This is a genomic window from Butyricimonas sp. Marseille-P3923, assembly GCF_900184685.1.
GTDB lineage: Bacteria > Bacteroidota > Bacteroidia > Bacteroidales > Marinifilaceae > Butyricimonas > Butyricimonas muris.
Window position 1 is genome coordinate 1,620,673 of the sequence record NZ_FXXL01000007.1, and the last position, 21,131, is coordinate 1,641,803.

The 21,131-nt window shown below is 43.2% G+C and carries 16 protein-coding genes; all 16 read right to left on the bottom strand.

The features are described 5' to 3' along the window. Window positions 1-9 precede the first annotated feature (9 nt). The gene (locus CS948_RS18165) at window positions 10-3,600 is read right to left on the bottom strand and encodes a SusC/RagA family TonB-linked outer membrane protein (protein WP_099293407.1); all 3,591 of its coding nucleotides are present in this window, start codon (window positions 3,598-3,600) and stop codon (window positions 10-12) included. A 62-nt stretch (window positions 3,601-3,662) separates the two neighbouring features. Further along, window positions 3,663-4,829 carry a FecR family protein gene (locus CS948_RS18170; RefSeq protein ID WP_099293409.1) on the bottom strand — a complete coding sequence of 389 codons (1,167 nt, stop codon included), beginning with the start codon at window positions 4,827-4,829 and terminating at the stop codon, window positions 3,663-3,665. Between the two features lie 74 nt (window positions 4,830-4,903). Continuing rightward, window positions 4,904-5,467 (bottom strand): RNA polymerase sigma-70 factor, encoded by a 564-nt coding sequence (locus CS948_RS18175; RefSeq protein WP_099293411.1) that lies wholly within the window; start codon window positions 5,465-5,467, stop codon window positions 4,904-4,906. Window positions 5,468-5,842: 375 nt separating this feature from the next. After that, on the bottom strand, window positions 5,843-6,220 hold the full coding sequence (locus CS948_RS18180) for a LytTR family DNA-binding domain-containing protein (RefSeq protein WP_099293413.1): 378 nt from the start codon (window positions 6,218-6,220) through the stop codon (window positions 5,843-5,845). A 189-nt stretch (window positions 6,221-6,409) separates the two neighbouring features. Beyond that, window positions 6,410-7,609, bottom strand: a complete 1,200-nt coding sequence (locus tag CS948_RS18185) for a DegT/DnrJ/EryC1/StrS aminotransferase family protein (RefSeq protein WP_099293415.1) — start codon at window positions 7,607-7,609, stop codon at window positions 6,410-6,412. Between the two features lie 122 nt (window positions 7,610-7,731). After that, window positions 7,732-7,983 carry a DapH/DapD/GlmU-related protein gene (locus CS948_RS18190; RefSeq protein WP_141560990.1) on the bottom strand — a complete coding sequence of 84 codons (252 nt, stop codon included), beginning with the start codon at window positions 7,981-7,983 and terminating at the stop codon, window positions 7,732-7,734. Between the two features lie 122 nt (window positions 7,984-8,105). Continuing rightward, window positions 8,106-9,551, bottom strand: a complete 1,446-nt coding sequence (locus CS948_RS18195) for a lipopolysaccharide biosynthesis protein (protein WP_099293419.1) — start codon at window positions 9,549-9,551, stop codon at window positions 8,106-8,108. A gap of 7 nt (window positions 9,552-9,558) precedes the next feature. Then, window positions 9,559-10,977 carry an O-antigen polysaccharide polymerase Wzy family protein gene (locus tag CS948_RS18200; RefSeq protein ID WP_141560991.1) on the bottom strand — a complete coding sequence of 473 codons (1,419 nt, stop codon included), beginning with the start codon at window positions 10,975-10,977 and terminating at the stop codon, window positions 9,559-9,561. Window positions 10,978-11,046: 69 nt separating this feature from the next. Continuing rightward, window positions 11,047-12,297 carry a glycosyltransferase gene (locus CS948_RS18205; protein WP_099293423.1) on the bottom strand — a complete coding sequence of 417 codons (1,251 nt, stop codon included), beginning with the start codon at window positions 12,295-12,297 and terminating at the stop codon, window positions 11,047-11,049. After that, window positions 12,294-13,499: an ATP-grasp domain-containing protein gene (locus tag CS948_RS18210; protein WP_099293425.1), complete on the bottom strand. Its 1,206-nt coding sequence runs from the start codon at window positions 13,497-13,499 to the stop codon at window positions 12,294-12,296. Before CS948_RS18210 ends, CS948_RS18205 begins: the two co-directional genes overlap by 4 nt. Then, the gene (locus CS948_RS18215) at window positions 13,499-14,098 is read right to left on the bottom strand and encodes a sugar transferase (RefSeq protein ID WP_099293427.1); all 600 of its coding nucleotides are present in this window, start codon (window positions 14,096-14,098) and stop codon (window positions 13,499-13,501) included. Before CS948_RS18215 ends, CS948_RS18210 begins: the two co-directional genes overlap by 1 nt. A gap of 6 nt (window positions 14,099-14,104) precedes the next feature. Further along, entirely contained in the window at window positions 14,105-15,295 is a 1,191-nt protein-coding gene (locus CS948_RS18220) for an ATP-grasp domain-containing protein (protein WP_255302072.1), read from the bottom strand. A 33-nt stretch (window positions 15,296-15,328) separates the two neighbouring features. Continuing rightward, entirely contained in the window at window positions 15,329-17,779 is a 2,451-nt protein-coding gene (locus CS948_RS18225; protein ID WP_099293431.1) for a polysaccharide biosynthesis tyrosine autokinase, read from the bottom strand. A 30-nt stretch (window positions 17,780-17,809) separates the two neighbouring features. Then, window positions 17,810-18,607, bottom strand: a complete 798-nt coding sequence (locus CS948_RS18230; RefSeq protein ID WP_099293433.1) for a polysaccharide biosynthesis/export family protein — start codon at window positions 18,605-18,607, stop codon at window positions 17,810-17,812. A 47-nt stretch (window positions 18,608-18,654) separates the two neighbouring features. Further along, window positions 18,655-19,083 carry a BT0820 family HAD-type phosphatase gene (locus CS948_RS18235; RefSeq protein WP_099293435.1) on the bottom strand — a complete coding sequence of 143 codons (429 nt, stop codon included), beginning with the start codon at window positions 19,081-19,083 and terminating at the stop codon, window positions 18,655-18,657. 29 nt (window positions 19,084-19,112) lie between these two features. Beyond that, a complete protein-coding gene (locus CS948_RS18240) occupies window positions 19,113-21,032 on the bottom strand; it encodes a nucleoside-diphosphate sugar epimerase/dehydratase (protein ID WP_099293437.1) in 1,920 nt (639 codons plus the stop codon). Window positions 21,033-21,131 lie beyond the last annotated feature (99 nt).

Consider the following 21,131-nt stretch of genomic DNA (forward strand, 5'->3'; position numbering starts at 1 on the left):
GTTCATGCTTTAGAAGTTAAGGTTTAACGAGAAATTATAAGACGGCGTGGGTGACATGGTCAAGTTACGACTGTTCGGGATAAAGTCGGGGTCGATACCCGCATTATTCTTTTTCCAGATCATCCCCACGTTGTTTGCGCTGAAACCGACAGACCCGCTATTGATCATGAGTTTATTCAACCACTTGGATGGGATATTATAAGTCAATGAAATCTCTCTCAACCTGATATGATCTCCTTTCTCGATATGTATATCCGCACCTCGGTAGCGCACGAAACTATTCGCATTCGTTCCGATACGGGGCACGTTTGTAGTCGCTTCATCGCCTGCCTCTCGCCACCGTTTTGCCATATCCTCGTTAATCTCGTAATACGTGTTTCTCCCCCCTGCCTGTTGGGCGATCGTCGGTTTCTGGAAGATATATCCCAGTTTATAAGTTATACCCACGTAAAGCGACACCCCTTTATACGAGAAGGTATTGAAGAACCCGCCGAAATACTTGGGAGTCAAAGTTCCCACGTACACGAGGTCATCATTTGTCACGTTCTCTGTCGATTTGACGATCTCCCCATCCGCGTTGTACACTTGTGAATCCCCGTTCTCGTCCAGACCTGCCCAACGGTAAGCCCAGAAGTTGCTCATGTTATACCCTTCCAACATGCGACCGCTACCGCCACCACTGGAGTAGAAATAAGACGACATCTCGTAAGGCGAAGATTTCACCTCGTTCGTGTTATAGGAGTATGTGAGGCTTGCCTCATACCTGAAATCTCCTTTCTGTACGATAGTCCCGTTCAACGCCACATCCAAACCTTTACCGTTTACTTTTGCCGCGTTACGGGAAAGCGTGTACATCGACGAGGCGTTTGCCCCGAATATCGGGTTAATCACGTAATCTGCGAATAAATCCCTCGAATATTTGCGATACAATTCGATAGAACCGGAAAGCCTATTATTCAACACGGCAAAGTCCAAACCAAAATTCAACACGCCTGTTTTCTCCCAACGCACGGAAGGATTCGCCGCAAAGTTAATACTGGAAGAAGGCAATTGCGTGTACCCGTCATTACCCGTCGTCAAGGATATCTGCGTGAACGGATACTGATTCTGGTCAATATTCCCGTTATACCCGTAGGTGGCACGGAAAGTCAACTTGTTCAACCATCCCGCGTTATCCAATATGAAATCCTCTCTGCCGATATGCCATGCCAACCCGGTCGACCACATCGGGGTAGCCCGGTATTTCCGGTCAACACCGAAATTATTGTAGTCGTCATATCTCACGCTACCTGTCAACACGTATTTACTCATCAACGTGTACGACACGTTCCCGTAATATGACAGGAAACGGCGTTGCAAATCCTGTTCCGGGCTGCCCTCGTTCAAGTAAGAAGTCCACCCCCATATATTCGTGTAGGGATTCGTTATCTGGGAAGCCGACTGCAAGGTCTGTCCGTTGTAACCGTAATACCACGCGCTGCTCTGCCACATTCTGGTTTCGCGGAATTCCATCCCCGCCAATGCGGATATTTGATGAATCTCGTCAATCGTGTTATTGTAATTCAATTGCCCCCGCAAACTATAATTCCGGGAATCCGTGTGAGAAAGGTTCAACAATCCGCCATCGGGAAGCCCGTGTGTCAATTCACCCGTGCTCTCGTTATATCGCGTGGCATAATTATACCTGTCACGTGAAGCGTAAGTATCCTCGTTCTCGAGATTTCTGGTTCTCGCGTTCGTTTTCTCGTACATGAACGATCCGTCCAACGCCAATCCCTTCACGCCCGGAACCGGAATATTCAATCCCATTGTCAGCGAAACAGCTTGCTCCTTCCGCGTATTATCCATGTTATCCAACTCGTCAAGATAATTATACTTCCAGTTCTTGTATCCCTGTTCCTCTTTCTCCTTCACGAAATCCTCTTCATACCGGTAATAATCCACCCGGTTGCCATTATCATCCACGAGTTGATTATACGGCATCAAAGGCAGTATACCCAGCGACGCCTGCATCGCGGAAAGTCCCAGACCGTTGTTCTTGATATTGATCAACGAAGCCCTCAAACCCGTGGTCAGTGTCGCCCAATTCATAATCTTGAAATTCAAATTGGAAGTCAACGTGAAACGGTCACCTTGTTCGCCTTTCGTGTTTGACTGTTCATTCGCGTAAGAAGCCGACAAGAAATAAGACATCTGCTCGGAAGCCCCGCTGAATGACAGGTTATACTGTTGCGAGAAAGCCGGTTGCAATAAATACTTTTTCACGTCACGGTATGACTTGCGGCTTGCCAATTTCTCCAATTGTGCATCCGCATCCGCTTGAGTAATCACACCGTCCTTGGCATCCAGCAAAATCTTCGCCGCATCCGAGATAGCGTATCCCGCCCCCCATGCCGAACTTACCGGGCGAGTGATATAACCTTTCTCCACCATCTCCCGCTCGTAATCAATCATCTCCGCCGAATTCATCACGGGCAACGAACTGAAACGCGGTGAACCCGACGTCATGATATTCATCCCGAAACTCACCGCCGTACCCGGTCTGCCGTTTTTCTTTCCTTTTTTCGTTTCGATAACGATCACCCCGTTAGCCGCGCGGGCACCCCAGATAGAAGCGGCTGCCGCATCTTTCAGGAAAGTGATCGACTCCACGTCATTCGGGTTCAGACCTTTCAATTCCATATCTGTCGGGAATCCGTCAACAACAAGCAACGGGCGAGCCATCGCATCCGAGAAACTGCTTCTTCCCCGGATATTCATCGAAATATTGTTCTGTTCCTCCAGTTGCCCGTCCGAACGGTTAGACCCGTACAGGAACGTCATGTCCGAATTTTTGATATCCACGTACACGCCGGGGACTACACCTTCCAAACGGTTCAGTATATTCGGGCTGGGACGTTTCTCCAATTCCTTGGCGGTAACCACGCCGAATGATCCCGTGGCACGCTCTTTAGGCAAGCGGGTATATCCCGTCGATACCACGACCACCTCGTCCAGCGACTCGGTAGCTTCTTTCATCTGCACCGTGACCGGCGTGTCGTCACTCACGGCCATCATCCGGGACTCGAAGCCAATCATCGTGAAAAGCAAGGTATCGCCTTTGCTGCACAATACCAAGAACTTCCCATCCACGTCAGACACGAAACCGACCGTCGTCCCCTTGATTAAAATATTCACGCCGGGCAAGGGTAATCCCTTCTCGTCGGTCACCTTACCGGAAACCCTCAAATCGTTCCTTCCCGTCTGGGCGGTCACCCGCGCGGGAGATATCACCACCGTGTTATCCACGATCGAGAAAGTCAAACCGGTTCCCCGCAAACAATATTCAAGTACCGTCTTCACGTCCGTGTTCGTGAAATCGGGATTCAAATTCACGATAGTACCCACCTTCGCGTCATTGTACAAGAAGGTCAAGTTCGTCTGTTTCTGTATCTCTTTAGCTATTCCCGTGAACGTGCTGTTCTGCATCTTTATCGTCACGTTCTGTGCCGTAACGGCGAACGACGACAAGAAGAGGAAAACAACCGTCAATTTCATCATCAGTTGGTTTTTTAATAACCATAAACCTCCCGGAAGAGACTTATTCTGGTTCTTCTTCATAACGTAAATTATTAATTTTAAATGGTTCACACTCTCGTTCCCCCGTGGCCATCGGGGCAACTCTACTCAGTAGTTATATAGACATCATTTCCTTTAATCTCGAACCGAGCATCTCCTGTCAGTCCCAACATTTCCACCACGCGGGAGAAATTATCGTATCGTCTTAAATCACCCGATAAAGAAATCCGTTTCGCCTCCTCGTCCTTGAACACTACCCGGATATCGTACCATCGTTCCAACGTTCGCATGATCTCTTCCAGCGGTCGTCGCACGAACACGAATCGTCCGTCTTTCCAACTGGTAAAATCCCGTACCTCCACCTCCCGTTTCACCATATCACCCGACAAAGCATCCACTTCCACCTGTTCGCCCGGTTTTATGCTTATCGTGTTGTCGCCCCCCGTGATACATACCGAACCCTCGGCAAGCGTCGTCAAGGAGTGTCCCTCTTCGGGATAAGCCCGCACGTTGAACGACGTTCCCAGCACCGTCACCGCCGAACTCATGAATTGCACGATAAACGGCTTCTTGGCATCCTTCGCCACCTCGAAATACGCCTCTCCCTGCACGAACACCCTTCGTTCCTTCGTCCCGAAAGCTACCGGATACTGGATTGAAGTCTCCGAGTTCAGCCACACTTTCGTCCCGTCGGACAACGTCAGGCAGAACTCCCCGCCCCGCGGTATTTCCAGTTTATTATACACGAGAGCGCTGTTCCCAGAAATACCCGCATAAGTCAGCCCCGACGTCGAGGCATCGATCCGCGTGCCGTCCGCAATAATCGTGCTGTCGGAATACTCCTGTCCCAACATGATCGTGTTCCCATCGCCCGTCGTCAACACCGCCTTGCTCGTTCCCGGCAAAATGGTTGCGGCGGCGGCATAATCCGTTGCGGGCACGCTCTCTTTCCCGAGACCGATATAAAGTACAATCGCTATCGTGAGCGGTAGAACAACAGCCGCCACACGAGCCGCACGAAACAACAGCCTCCTCGAGCGGCGTTGTTGATATTTCCTTTGTAAAAAACGCCCGTAAGCAACACGAGAATCGAACGTTTCCCACAATTCCGTCCCGTCAGTATAAAAGCTTCCTGAGGTCATTTTTTGAAAAGCCGCCTCGTTATCACGTGACGCTTGCCGCCAGTCGGAAAGTATCTTTTCCTCCTGCCCGGACAATTCGCCCCGCAGACACTTCCTTATCAATCGTGCTATTTCAAATGCCTCTTTCATTTCTTTATCTGTTTACGGACTAAAAACAACCGAGTGGCAAAAAAGTGTCACCGAAATGTCATTTTCCCGCGATTTTAACAATTGGATAGAATCAAAAGGATAGCCATGATATCGCTTAATCTATTCTTTAAGAATTGCTTACCACGCTTTTTATGAGATTTCACCGAGTCAATCGAAAGATTCAATTTTTCCGCTATCTCTGCGTTATCGAACCCCTCCATGACCAGTTGAAATACTTTGCCCGTCTGCTCCGGCAAGTCTTCGATCGCCTCCGAAAGCAACATCAATAACTCCTGCTCCACGATCTGGTTGAAAAAGAAGGTTGTCTTCTCCTTCTCGTCCATCAAAGACACGTACTCTTGTTCAATACGAACGTGTTTCAAGTAATTCAGACACTGATTCTTCGTCACCAGATACAAGTAAGATTTCAAGGCAACCACCGCCTCGAATGTCGGCTTGTCCGTGTATAATTTGAAGAAAATTTCCTGCACGATGTCTTCCGCCGCAGCCGCGTCATTCACGAACCCCGTGGCAAAAGCACAGAGTGGGGCATAATATTTCTCGAACAGCACCTTGTAAGCACCGTCCTCCCCAGCCTTCAATCCCCGCAGCCATTCTATTTCTTCCCGTTCTGACATAAATTTATTCGTGTCCTGTACATCGTTTGGATTTACAAATATAAAGAAAGAATTTTGATTCCCCGCCCTACTTGTCCCAAAAAACGATTAAAACGATATCCAACTCACGAGGTATTTGATCTTGTACCACTCCTCCTGTAAAACGGCAAACCTCTTTACCTAGCTCTCTAATCACATTCTGTAACACTCCCATAATCTTTTGTAATTTTTAATTGTATTCCAAAAGTACATCCCGGAACGCCCTTTACCAACCAAATTATCCGAATGCCCCGATTTATCATCTGAATCCCCGGAAAATTTATCTAAACAAAACTTCCCTTGAAAGGTCACCTCACAAGAACGATTAACTACTCTTATCTTCTATATCCCTTCATTCTATTGCACCTTCTTCTTGCGCTTTAATTCCCAGAACAGGAAACACCCGAACACCTCTTCCCGGTAAAGTGGACTCACGGGCAACACCCGATCTGCAATGCAGATCGCCTTACCTATAAATCCCTCCACTTCCCGAAGATTCACGATATAACTCCGGTGAATCCGGCGGAACATATCCCTCGGCAACCAAGGTTCCACCACTAAAAGAGGATAGGCGATCGAAAGCCGGGGCTTATCCCGACGATAAATATAACTATAACACCCCGAAGCCTCCACGTACAAGACTTCCGAGTAAAAACACTTCTCCATACGTTCTCCCTGACGTACAAAAAAACAATCTCCCACGAGACGTTGCGATTGATCATTCGTTTCTTTCATAACTTCCTGATTTTATATCTCGCGAAATGACCTTTTCACCTGCAAACGCCCCATGTGGCGAAACTCTAAAAAATAACAAACCCCGGGCACTACTCCCGGGGCATATCATCAACTCATCGCATCAATATTCATTTCAAAATAGAGAAACAACCATTTGCCACAACATCAAAAACACGTTTCAAGGGAATATTATTTTGAAATAATTTCTACAAAATTCGAGATCACGTACTCCACCTCGTCATCACTCAAACAAGTATGTAGCGGAAGCGTTACCTCGTTACAATATTGATTGTAAGCGTTCGGGAAATCTTTAATATCAAATCCTAAGTTCTTGTATGCCGTCATCATCGGCAACGGTTTATAATGCACATTACAAGCCACCCCACGCTGCGCCATCTCCATGATAACTCGATTCCGGAAATCCCTATCTTTCCCCAGCAAACGCACCATGTAAAGGTGACCACTGGAAGAATAGTCATCTCCATAATGATCAAGCACCTGCACATTGCATCCCCTCAAGGCTTTATTGTAATGCTCCACGATTTGACGTCGCCGATAAAGCAATTCCGGGTAACGCTTCAACTGCGACAACCCTATTGCTGCCATGATATCCGTCATGTTACATTTAAAATTCGGTGCGACAACATCATACTCCCACGCACCCAATCGTGTTTTAGCTAAAGCATCTTTACTTTGCCCGTGCAACGACAACAACTGAAACTGCTTGTACAACCATTCATTATCAATCCCCTCCATCGAACGCCATGTCAACGCTCCTCCTTCCGCCGTGGTCAAATTCTTCACCGCATGAAACGAGAACGAGGTAAAATCGGCAATTTCACCACACATTTTCCCGTGCCACTTCGCCCCAAAAGCATGGGCAGCATCGGTAAGAACAATCACCCGCCCGAATGCCTTCTGTATATCATTAGTCGGAGAAAACAATGACTTCTTACTCTCCACGCTCGAAAATATTCTATGATAATTACAAACCACACCTCCCAAATCCACCGGAATAACCACTTTTGTCCGCTCCGTGATAACTTCCGACAACTTATCGTAATCCATTTCAAATGCCTCTGGGGCCGTATCTACCATAACGACCTTTGCCCCCACGTGACAAACCACGCTGGCGGTAGCCGTGTACGTGTACGAGGGAACAATCACCTCATCCCCCGGACCTACCCCCAATACTCTAAGTATCAACTCCATACAAGCCGTGGCGGAATTCAAACAAACGGCTTTACTCGTCTGACAACACATCGCAATCAAATGCTCAAACTCCTTCGTCCTTGGTCCAGTCGTGATCCAACCGGAACGAAGAGCCTCACTAACTTCTATAATCTCTGCCTCCGTCATATCCGGAGGTGAAAAAGGAATATTTTTCATACAAATAGTAATATTTAGATAAATACATAATATTTACAATCTAATGTGATATGTATCTTTCTATCGTTTTTTTATAAATCATGCGGGATCCCCCCCCCAAATCTCATTATCAGGTATATCTTTCAATACACAGATGAGGCTCCAACAATTGCATTTTCTCCTATTGTAACAGATTTACAAATCACAGAATTACAACCTATAAACGCATTCTTTTTTATACGCACCTCTCCAAAATTATATTTCCCAGTAGTTGAATCTTTAAAATGAGCTAATATAATACACCCCAAGGTGATACGCCCCCTTTTTTCTATCGTTATTAATTCAGGATGATTCGTATCAAACATTACATTATCACCAATTAATACATTTGACAAATCTGGAATATTTACCTCCCTATTCTAATAATTTTTAATCTTAATTTACGTCCCATGGGGTAGATGAGATAAATGTAAAAACAATAAGTTTTTAAATCGTTTTATTTTCATATATATCATTATTAAAGAGCAATTTCTTTTTCAGAAAGAACTCGTTTCGACTCAACAATATCTTTACGAAACAGCGTCATACACAAAATAACGTAGCAACAATATGCAACAAAAACTGAGATTAGCTTACCCCAAATAGAATACTCTTCACCACATAAACAGAAACATAAAGAGGCAAAAACAAAAGTAGCTAAAACAGGTTTTAATAGATTATTCAATACCCACACTGGATTCCAATGCAAACAAAGTTTACAAAAAACAAAAAAAAGTACGACTTGAATAATCACACAACCTGCACGACAATACACGAACTCCCAAAATCCCGTTTTTGCAGAAAAAATACATATTGGCACTAAAAATACAATATACGAAAGTTGATAAAAAAACAAATATTTGGGTATGCCTTTGGATTTATAGACCTCTGCAGGAAAACTATACACAAATACACTTACTCCCAACATCAAGGACCATACCCCTATAATATTAGCCGCTTCCATCCATTTATTACCTAACAAAACCAACGTCACCATGTCTCGACAGAAAAAAATACCCACGCACAGAGGTAAAACCGCATACATAAACAAACGACAAATCCGCATATATAGCTCGTTATAAGATTGATCATTTTTCAATCGAGCTAAAATAGATAGCAACACAGGACTCATTGAAGCTGTTATCATTCCTATAAAAGATAACATGATAGATACCGAGTTCTTATAAAGACCTACATAATATATTGAATAAAATTGAGTTACAATAAAAACATCAAGCCAAAATATCATCCAATGCGCAAGCCCCTCGCAAAGAGACCAAAAACTAAAGCCAAACATATCTTTAAATACAGCCTTCGAAAAATACAAATTAGGATACCATTTTGACATTACGGTTAAAACAAATACATTCACTATACTACCACACAAATTCCCTATAATCAAAGCCCAATACGATTTTAAAATTAGCGCCAAAGGTATTGTAATACAAATAGTAACACAAACTGTACTTATTCTTGCAATAAACGTTTTTTTAAACAAAAACTGACGTCGCAAAAGCCCCAATTGAGTACTAATCATCGACATGAAAACAAGTTGAGAACAAGCAACGATGATCACATTTGACTTTCCCTCTACTCCCAATATTGCTGCAATACTATCTGAAAATATAATAATAATTGTCCATAAGAACAATGCCATGATTAAATGCGACCAAAATGCAACTGAAGCATAACGATGCAACATCTTTTCATCTGCAAATTCAGCTTGTACAATATATTTCCCAAATCCAGCATCAGCGATAATCTCTGCAAACGAGATTAACATCGAGCATATCGCCAAAACGCCAAACGCATCAGGCGATAAAATTCGAGCTAATATCATTGTTGAAACAGGAGTTATAAATTTCACTCCAATCTCTGTTAAAGAAGACCATTTTATTGACCTACCTATAACTTTATTTTCCATGACATTTTCATTTTAATCTTGAAAAACGAGAAAAAGACGAACTCAAATATGGCATCCCGAAAATAAATAACAACATGCCTATTGTTGAAGGTGCAAATAAAAACGATAAAAAAGCCGTATATGCACCTCGTGGAGCCCAAAGTAACTGACTCATTACAATAAACAATAATGAACGAATAAAAATATTAGAACGGAATCCCTTGGTCATCCAAGAAAATATCCAACCATAAATAAAAGAACCTATTACAATACCTATATAACCAAAATCATAATACAACTCGGCAATATAACTGGACCCTGTACCCATACCATTTAAATACCTATTACCCAATACCGTATAACCTAAAGCATGTGTAAAACTATTACCATACAAAGCGTGTTCTATGGTATTTCCATTAAATACCTCTATCCCCAATAATCTTGCAGGAAGCCCGCTATGGAGAAATTCCAAACAATATAGTACGCCTCCCGGTATACTTGCCTCCAACTCATAAGCCCTTTTTATCACATAACTTGTTACACCTTGTTCGTAAAAAAAGCCAAAAAAGACCTTCATAAACTGTAGATTATTTAAATTGCCTTCAAAACGCCAAATTTTAAAAAGACTGCCAGTAACAGCTATCAACGGAATAAATAAAAAAGCATAACGCATATATTTTTTATCAAACCACCTTTCTTTGGGGGCAATTCCCTGCATAAATACAACAAAAACAAACAAAATCAATAACCCCAACAATAATCCTGACCGCTGTCCACTTCCTAATGTTAATACGATATATAACAAATATGCCTTACATGGAGTCATGAACTCATTCTTTGATGGAAGTGTAGCCAAAAAAACACAAAAAGCAGCAGGTGTTATCAACTCTATTTTAGAAAATACATACAAAATAGGAGATTGAGCCAAGACTCCACTAAATTCTGTATAGAAACTATAATACCCACTTCTCGCCACGAAAAAAGCAATTATTAAATTACAAACAATAGCAAACGGATAAGTTGCATGAAAAACGAGTTTACTATATTTCCGAATTTTCAATACATAGAAATCCGAAGATCTATTTGCAATACGAGAAGCGATAACTCCTTTAGACGAAAAAAAAGAATAAGCCCCCCAAACAGAAATCAAAGATAACCATACTGATAAATACATGTGAAAAGTTATCTCCTCTGAAAAATATGAATCCCGATCATAGTTCAAATATTGTTCAAGGAACTCCCTCCCCAAAAGAAATACGAAAAACGTAATTCCAAAAGCAAAAAGTAATATTCTCCTTTCTAACTTAACATACGAATAAATCATCATATTAATCCAAGTCAAAATAAGGACAATAAACATATTATTAGCTAACACTAAATTTCCCCAAAAAAGCAAAATCACATTAACCAATACAATTAAAAAAAAGTTCTTATTTACCTTTGCCATAAAACAATAGCTATACAAAATAGGGAAGTAGACATATTTTTCTATCGCAAATAATGTGCAATTCTAGATTTATTGTACATTATTCAACAAACGCATAAAACTATTATAATTTTTATCTGCGCTATAATTCTTTTCCCAACTCAATCGGGCTCTATATCGATATTGTTGATAATTAGTTTCATTCATTTGTTTGAACTTCTCAATCCATTCGGCTAATTCTTGAGGTTCAAAATCACAAGGCAACAAAATCCCATTATATCCATTTTCAACAACTTCTTTAGTACCTCCCACATCTGTAGCAACGCAAGGAATTCCAAATGACATAGCCTCCATTATAGAAACAGGAATACCCTCCGAAGAACTAACATTAAGAAATAAATGATACGGTGTATCTTTATAAATTGATAACAACGCTTGATTATCTACATATCCATGAAATTTGTAATCAATATTATCCGGCAACAGTTCTTTAACCAAATCTTCTATTTCATGCGCTAACGGACCGTCACCATAATGATCCCAATGTACACGGAACTTCTTAATCAGTGCCAAAGATCTCACTATAAGATCTATTCTCTTGATAGAAGAAATTGTAGAACAGCTCACAAGACGGATTTCATCTCTTGATTGTGGCAAAGCTGCCAAACCATGCTCCAAGGTACCAAGACGAGAAAGTACAATGTTCTCCTTATATGCAGGATATTTACTTACAAGGTAGTCAATTCCATTTTGAGCGATCATAATCGTCTTATTAAGATTGGCCAACAAACACTCACGCAAAGGAATATAATGCTCTACATGTCTTTCTTCATATAAATCATATCCATGACCTCTTGACACCGTTTTATAATTAGGCAATCTACGACGTAGTAGCAATCCAACGTATGGCTGATATTCAAAACGATATGAATACAACACGCCATCATCAAGATTATCCAAAATTCCTTCCTTTTTGAGCCACATTTTTATTTTCCCGACCTCATAATAAGAACGACTTAGGTAAACAAATAAAGATGCCATGCGTCTAAAAGAGATTCTTTTCTCCCGCCCTAATTTCCATAATTCTTTATAAAAATTCGCATCGCCTAAAACCCTAAACGAATTAAACAAATAAACATAATTAGATGCTTTCGCTACCGGTAATACCTTAAATTTATCAGAAAATAACTCTCTCCGAACTTGCAAATCCTTTTTCCGTAACTGCAATGAACATATATAAATATGATCGAAATACCGCTCATAATACTTCACCTCAGTTTCCAAATATGGTTCACCATTACCATAAGGGAAAAAATTGGTAAGCAAGATAAGATTTTTCATTTTAGCTTTATTTTAATTTTAGATACTACTGTTTCCATTTGCTCCTCGCACTTTTTTACACTTTCTCCTTCCACCACTATTTGAGCCAAACAATGGCTAGAATTAACAAATTTCCTCACCTCACTTCCGGGGTGTACAAAGAAAGTTAAATCATAAATACAAGACTCCTTTTTACCTACATAGCATATATCTTCTAAAACACCTCCCCTATCCGGAGAAATAAGCATTTTTGCCAAACCTGCCTTGCCTTTTTTACGTTCATTCCATACTTCTTTCGGGTCGATTCCTAAAGCAGCTGCGATCGCCATTTTGTAATAATTCAACCCGTAATTAATACTTACAAGTTCAGGCAAACAATTGGCCCCGATTCTTCCCGTCAACTCCAACACATACACGACACCGTTTTCTTCTATAAAATCGATATTAACTGCACAATTATTAAGCCCTATCGCTTTTATTGCCTTTTCTGCCTCTTTCGTTATTTTTTCACGTAACACATCCGTGCATTCATAAGGAACATAATGCCCTACCGGGACTGCCGTATCTGCCTGATAAAGTACATCTCCATGAGGCATGACAAAAAGAATTTCATTATTCCAGACAAAAGCCTGTGCCCCCAATTCACGCCCCTGCAAGAATTTCTCGACAAGCACATAATTAACCCTCGTGGCACTCATCGCTTTATGAAACCCGTCCAAAGCCTCCTCTTCATTAATCGCCTTGTAGATACCTTGACTACCCGCCAAATCGGTCGCCTTAATAATCACGGGATACCCCCCGAGCTGATTTACGGCATCTAATAACGCCTCCTCCGAGCTGATTTGTTTAAATGGAGCTGTATTTACACCACATTCTCTAAACTGGGACTTCATCTTCGATTTATCATTACAAAGCTCCGCCACTCCCTCCGAATATCCTGGTAATGAGCGTGTATCGCACAACCGTCCAAGAGCTTTCAAGCCACGATCCAGGCAGCAAGTTGCCACACCGTCAAATCGTAAACCGGCAGTCCTACTCTCTACCTCATCCGGATCAAGAATATTCATATAACATACCTCATCTGCCAACGGGATGCAAGGAGGATTATTGTTCGGCATTGTCCCCGCAATACTAACCACCCCCATTTCACGTGCCGCTTTATACAACCCTATTTGGCCGCGTCCGGCACCCAATATAAGCAAACGTTTTCCTTTCGCGTTCATTATTCATTCTCTTTATTATATATGTTTTCACGAAAAACAACCGTGTTTATAGTTGCAAAAATTATTTTAACATCCCCCAAGAAAGTCACATTACGGGCATACAAAGCATCCTTCTCCAATTTATCCTCGTTAGAAATAGAATTGCGGAAATAAGCCTGTGAATAGCCTGTAATTCCTGGACGCACTTCTAATCGTACTTTCCGTTTTTCATCATATTCTTCCAGTGGTCGGTCCGTGGTGATAGGCCTTGGCCCGATAATACTCATATCCCCCGTCAGCACATTGATAAACTGAGGTAACTCATCAATGGATGTTTTACGCATAAACTTTCCGATTTTAGTTATACGCGGATCATCCGGTGAATTATAAGTTGAATTGTCTTTATTGCGAATATCCGGAGCATTTACCACCATGGAACGCAATTTATACATGCTGAATATTTTCCCGTGACGTCCCCTGCGCTTGGCCAAATAAAATACACTTCCTCTGTCTTCTATATAAATAAAAGGAGCAACGATTAATATCACCAGCAACACGAACGGCAACGCACACAACGAAATCAGGATGTCTAATAGACGTTTAAAAAATTTATTATACATGATTATCTACATGATTTCAAAATGAATCTTCTTTATAGCCTCCTCACACGCCGCCATGACTTCATCACTCGTATTACCTTGAACGACAACATACGCGACCCGATCCAAACCATTACGCATCTCCGGTACAATCTCTCCAATATGTTTCAATAAACCCACTTCAAAAACCCCATTCACGGCTTCCGCCTCTGTTATCCCTGACACAGATTTTAATCTCCCGGGTTGAGGTTGCAAGAAACGTACAGCAGAACATTTTGCATACTTTTTCTCTATATCAGGAACTTCACCCATAGCACATTTGATGTTAGCCGTAACCATATCCACCCCGGTTGATAACGGTACAAGATGAGTCGTTATAAAACCACCTCCTAACCGTGCCCCAATTTCCACTATTTTGGGACCTTGCACGGTATATTTTATCTCTGTATGCGAAGGTCCACTATTTATTCCCAACGCCTCCACGCCCATTTTTGCGACACGTGCTATATCTTTCAACTTTACAACATCATACCGAGAGGGTTGCGTGTGCCCCATCTCCACAAAATAGGGCTGCCCGGAAGTAATTTTATCCGTGATTTGTATAATATTACAAACCCCGCAAACACTTATACTTTCCACGCTGAACTCATCACCTTCCATATATTCCTCCAAAAGGATTCTGCCATCCCGGCTATATTGTTTACTATAAGCGTAGGCCTCCTTCAAATTTTCTATCGAAAAATCAGTAACCAGCTTAATTCCCCTGTTACCGGAATTATCTGCCGGTTTCACGACAAATTTTTCCACAAAACTCTTGGAGGCATCATAAAATTCTTCCCACTCGCGAACGATATAAAATTCAGGAATTGGTACTCCGTGTTTTTTCAAACACATCCTCATTTCTGCTTTATTTGTCGCATTCAATGCTGTCCGGGGTGTGATACCGGGTAAGTTCAAATCTTCACAAACGGCCGCCACGGTCTGCATCGGCATATCTGAAGCAAGCGTCATGATACCATCTACACGGTATTCACGAGCAGCCTCCACAATCTTGGGTGTATCTATCGTACTAATTTGTAATCTCGTAATTCCCTCTTCTTTAAACCCCACGGCATCTGGATTCATATCTACAACAATCACATCCAAACCCATTTCTTTTGCTTTTTTTATAGCAGGAAGCTGGAGGATACTTGCCCCCAAAATCATTATTTTTTTCATCTAAGGCAATAATAAAATGCATCAATCTCAAGCTCACAATTTCTTTTTCTTATTCTCAGCCTCAAAACCATACCCGTAGCCATAACCATAGCCATAATGTTTTCCATAGCCATAACCGTATTTCTTACCATAACCGTAGCCATAGGTGTTCTTGCGCTTGCTTAAGTCGATTCCGTTGATCACAACCGCCAACTTATCGAATTTATGATCGTCCTTAAGAACATTGATGTAGCAGAAAGCGGCTTTGGGGGTCACATCCGCACGGCAAACATAAACGCACATATCGGCTACACGGCTTATTATAGCCGTATCTGTTACCATTCCAATCGGAGCCGTATCTAATAACACGTAATCATAACGGGCTTTCAATTGTTCTATCGCCTTCTCTAATGCATCACGGGCTACCAACTCCGTCGGGTTCGGGGGAATTGTTCCACCTAAAAGAATATCCACGTTCGGGTGAATGCCGGAGGACCGCACGAGCCCGAAAAGATCGGTGTCTTCCGGGTTCATCAAGTAATTGGAGATTCCTTCCCTCTTGCTCGACAGCCCGAACACTTTGTTCAAGCCGGGCTTACGGATGTCCATACCAACCACTATCACTTTCTTTCCCAAAAAAGCCAAGCTGACAGCAAGATTTCCGGTCACAAAAGATTTTCCCTCGCCGGGCTGCGTGGAGGAGAAAAGTATGACCTTCTGGTTTTTCTGTAGCATAAAGAGCAGATTGGTTCGCAATCCCCGGAAGGTCTCCTCCATCATGTCGTTCTTATTCTCGCGTACCACGATAGCACCTTTATCTGATGACTTATGAGGGCTTAACGGTAATTCTCCCAAAATAGGAACATTCGTCAATTGCTCTACATCACCCCGGTTCTCAATCTTATATTTCAATAATTCCACGATAAAGATGATTCCCACCGGAACAATCATGCCGACCACCAAAGCTGCCAATAAAAAAACGAGCTTCCTCGGGGCTACCGGCTCCTTGCCGGGTAAGGGCTCCTCTACAATACGACCATTATTAGCCGTGGATGCCAACGTGATCGCATTCTCTTCTCGCTTCTGCAACAGCATGATATATAGAGTTGCCTTGATTTCCTGTTGGCGGGAAATCGTCATAAACTCTTTCTCCTGCTTGGGCGTGTCGCTGATCCGGCTCTCGAATTTACTCGCTTGACGCTCTATATCTTTTTGAGCAATTTGCAATCCTTGCAAAACACTATTCACTGTTGTTTCCACGCTACGCCTCATCGCCTCGATTCCCGTATTCATGTTTATCACTGCCGGGTTGGTTTCCGAAGAGGTACGCAACAAACGTTTACGCTCGACGATCATCGTGTTGTATTGCTCAATCACCCTAGCCAGATTTTGATCTTGCAACCCCACGTTTGCAGGAATGACCTCTTCTTGGTTGACCGGATCGTTGATATAGGTACGCAGATATTGAACCAAACGGATTTGCGTGGCGTTCTCCACACGTTGTTGCTCATACTTGGAACTCTCTTGCAAAGCCAAACGGGCATCATTTGTCAAATCAGTCAGACCGGACCGTTGCTTGAAATCCGCGAGCTCGCTCTCCGCCGCACCCAACTCATGGTTAATGATACCGATGCGTTCCTCGATAAACTCGGCGGTTTTCTGGGCTACCTCATTTTTCTCGTCGTTTGCGTCTTGATTATAAAACGCCACCAAACGGTTAACAAAATCCACTCCCCGTTCCTTCACCGTATTCTTCACGCTGATCTTTGCAATGGTCGTGGTCTGGGAAGAGGCACTCACACTCAAATCTTTCATATACTCCTCAGCGGTCTCTATCGGAGTGTTTATAGTCGCACGTAAAGCGATTTCCTCTTCTTCCATACACGAGGTATCACCTCGCGTAAAGCTTAAAACGCCCACGGGTGTCGGCAACACCGCCGGCAATTGGTCAAATGCCTGCACCATCTCTTGATCTTCCCCGTCTTGCACATATTCAGCCTTAACAGACAATTTCCCTGCTTTCGTAAAGGCGAGTTCCAACTTTATCGGTTCCTCCAGTTTAGAAGCTTCTTCCGGTGTCATATAAATCCGCACCGGAGTGTTCTTATAAAGAGGAATCGCGTAACCGAACGCTCGCTTTTTCGCTACACGAATATTTAAATTCAAGTCATTCACGACTTTTTTTATCAAAGTACGGGATTTCAAGATCTCCACCTCGTTATCAAAATTATTTGTCATGGAAAACATGCCCAAATCTTGAATAGCCGCTAATGGATTGTTACCCGAACCACTTCGCTTATCCTCCTCCTTTATCAACACGGAACTGGAAATATTATACACAGGCGTTTGATAACGCAGAAACAGGTAAGTAGCGATACAACATATCAATATACTAGCAACAAACCAACGCCAATAAAAAAGGTATTTGAATAAAAGAGCGAGAAAATCAATCTCTTGTTCCTCATTCTCCAAGCTCCTATTACTATTTATCTGTTCGTCTACCATCTCTCCTAATTTTCAATTCTCAATTTTCAATTATTTAAGTATGTTCACTAATAAACCGGCGATAGATACCAGAATCGATATAGAACTCACCCAAAGAGTCGTGCTGTTACCGATATCGGAGTTCTTTGCCTTTGTTTTGTTCGGGGTCACGTAAATAATATCGTTCTGCTTCAAGTAATAATACGGGGAAGTCACGATTCCGGCACTGTTTAAATTCAGGTTGATGATCTTACGCTTGCCGTTCACATCCTCACGGATTAGCTTCACGTTATCGCGGACGCCATAAATCGTCATATCACCCGCCATAGCCAAAGCCTCCAGCACGTTCACCTTCTCGTTGCCGATCGTGAAGCTACCCGGACGGGCTACCTCTCCCAATACCGAGATCTTGTAATTAGCCATACGAACCGTAACGATCGGGGATTCCTTCAAATAAGGTTTCAAACGCTCGCGAATCAAATCCTCGGCCTCGTTCTTTGTAAGACCACCCACCGCCAAGCGACCGATAACAGGGAAATCAATCTCGCCCTTGTTATTCACCAAGTATTGCTGCATGGTCGGTTGCGTAGTCGTACTGATATTTGTCAAAGCCGCATTGAGCGGAGTCTGCACCGTCAAGTTGAACGGAGTCGCGGCCTTCGGGTCTGTCGTATTGACCGTGATACACAACAAGTCTTTCGGCATGATCTTCGCGTCATACAAAGGAAGTGTCTCCTTAAAATCGTTCACAGCCTCCGGATTTTTGAGGTAAGGTACATTCTTGTAAGAGGTGCAACTCGCTACCCACAGAGGTAAAGCCAATAAAAGTAGTAATCTTTTGATTTTCATATTATTTTGTTATCATTTTTATTTCATTGAACACAGATGACGCGGATTTAACGAAACAAACGAGAGAAAAGACCTTTCGATTTCTTCGGTTCGTATTCCGACTCGTATTCGCGCATCAAATCCTCATAGGAAAGTTTTTTGCTCACCATCTCGTAGATCATACCCCAATCCGGGAGACCGCCAAGATTACGATCATCAATAAAGATGTCTACTTTCAACTTGCGGGAGAAATGGTTGTTTTGCTCTTTCTCCTCCTCCGGATAATCACGGTTCACGGCGTAAAACTCCAAGCCGCGATCACGGCAGAAGGCAACAGCCTCATCCAAAAGCTTGCCCTCGCGTACACTCCATAAGATTAACTTATGGTGTTCCGATTGTAACTTTTTTAATGTCTCTATGGCGAAAGGAAGCTCCTTACCGATTGCCGGATATTTATGCTCGACGATCGTACCGTCGAAATCCACAGCTATTATCATCTCTTAATTTTTCAATTTTCAACTCTCGTCTATTTCACATCCAACCTCTCGTACTCCGAATTATTCGACTTAAACTCCGGCACTACCCGTTTCATCAGCCGCACCGTATCCTCCACCTTTACCGCCAAGGCCAATTCTGCCAATTTATCGTAAACCTTCAGGATATCGTTCCGCTTGTATTCACGCACCCGCGCTACCCGAATTTTGGCATGTCCCGTCGGGAGGGTATTCTCCTCGTTACTCAACACTTCCTCGTACAGTTTCTCCCCGGGACGCAACCCGATAAACTTGATTTTAATATCTTCACCCGGAATATACCCGGCTAATCGAATCATCCTTTCCGCCAAGTCTACGATTTTCACCGGTTCACCCATATCAAAAACGAAGATCTGGTTCCCCGCACTCATGACCGCCGCCTCCATCACCAGCCGACAAGCTTCGGGGATCGTCATAAAGTAACGGGTTATTCTCGGGTCTGTCACCGTTACCGGACCGCCTTGCTCGATTTGTTTCCTAAAATACGGAATCACGCTACCGTTACTCCCCAGCACATTCCCGAAACGAGTGGTCACGAAACGTGTCTTCCCCTCTACCTCTCCCCGTTCCATCGCCAATCCTAAACTCTGCACGTAGATTTCAGCCAATCGCTTCGAGGCTCCCATCACGTTCGTCGGGTTCACCGCCTTGTCCGTCGAAATCATCACCATCATTTCCACCCCGTACTCCACGCAAAAGTCCGCTACCAACCTCGACCCAATCACGTTTACCCGCACCGCCTCGCAGGGATTCTCCTCCATCAAAGGAACATGCTTGTAAGCCGCGGCATGGAAAACCACCGCCGGACGATACTTTTCAAAAGCCATTCGCAAACGTTCCTTCTGACGGACATCCCCGATAAAAGGGCTAAACTTCAAACCCGGAAAATTCCTTTCCAGTTCCATGCGGAACTCGTGCATCGGGGTTTCCGCGTTATCAAACAGGATCAAATGCCCCACACCCAAAATCGTCAATTGGCGGCACAACTCGCTACCGATACTGCCCGCCGCTCCCGTGACCATTACCACCTTGTCGGCAAAATTTTCAGCACACTCCCGCGTGTTTATCTTGATCTCTTCACGCCCCAGTAAATCCTCAACCCGTATTTCACGAACGATAGTCTTCTTCAATCCATCGCCCAGCACGTCAACCGGAGGCGTCACTAAATTTTTCAATCCGCAATCCGAACAAAAACGCACCAAACGATCCGCCTCCCGACGAGCCTCCTCGTGCGAGGGATACAACAACGCGTTAATGTTATATTTCTTCACGAAACGGGAAAAATTTTCCTCGTCCTCGAAATAACAAACCGGCAAATCGGATATCACGCAGGACTTCAAGTACCTCTCCGGGTTCACGAACCCCACTACTTGATAGTGTTTACTCGTGTACATCCGCTTCTTGAGTGCAACACTTTTATCCCCGCTCCCGTAAACCAATACACGGCTTTTACCCGAAACATCCCGTGAAATCGCGTAATCGTAAACCAGTACCAGCGTTACGCGAAAACCGCTTAAAACTACTGTTGTCACGAGAAAATCAAGCAAGCAAAAAGCAAAAAGATGATGGCCGAACAAGCACCAACCGGACAAAAAAAGCACTCCTCCTAAAAGAATATCGCTCAAAAGTATGGCGAAACACAATCTCCCCATACTTTTCATTGACGCGTGACGGATGATGTTCTTACTCGTTCCCGAGAGCCAAAAAACTAAAAAAGTCGTCACCCCTCCCGCGAACAGTACCGTGGCATAAGCCGACCAAGACAGATCCGCGATAAAACTATCAATAAAAAAAAGCGACACAAGCGAACTAGTAAGCGACAAATAAACATCCGCCAAAAGAATCACCTTATAACTCACGTATCTTTTCCTTTCAACCAAGTACTTGGATACCTCGTTTATCAAATTTTCCATTTATAAAATGATAAGGCTTCTTATTCTCTAAAAGTTTAAAGAAGCGTCCCCTCCGGTATTAATAGCTTGATCCGGCCTATGAAGTACCGTCGAGGGAGA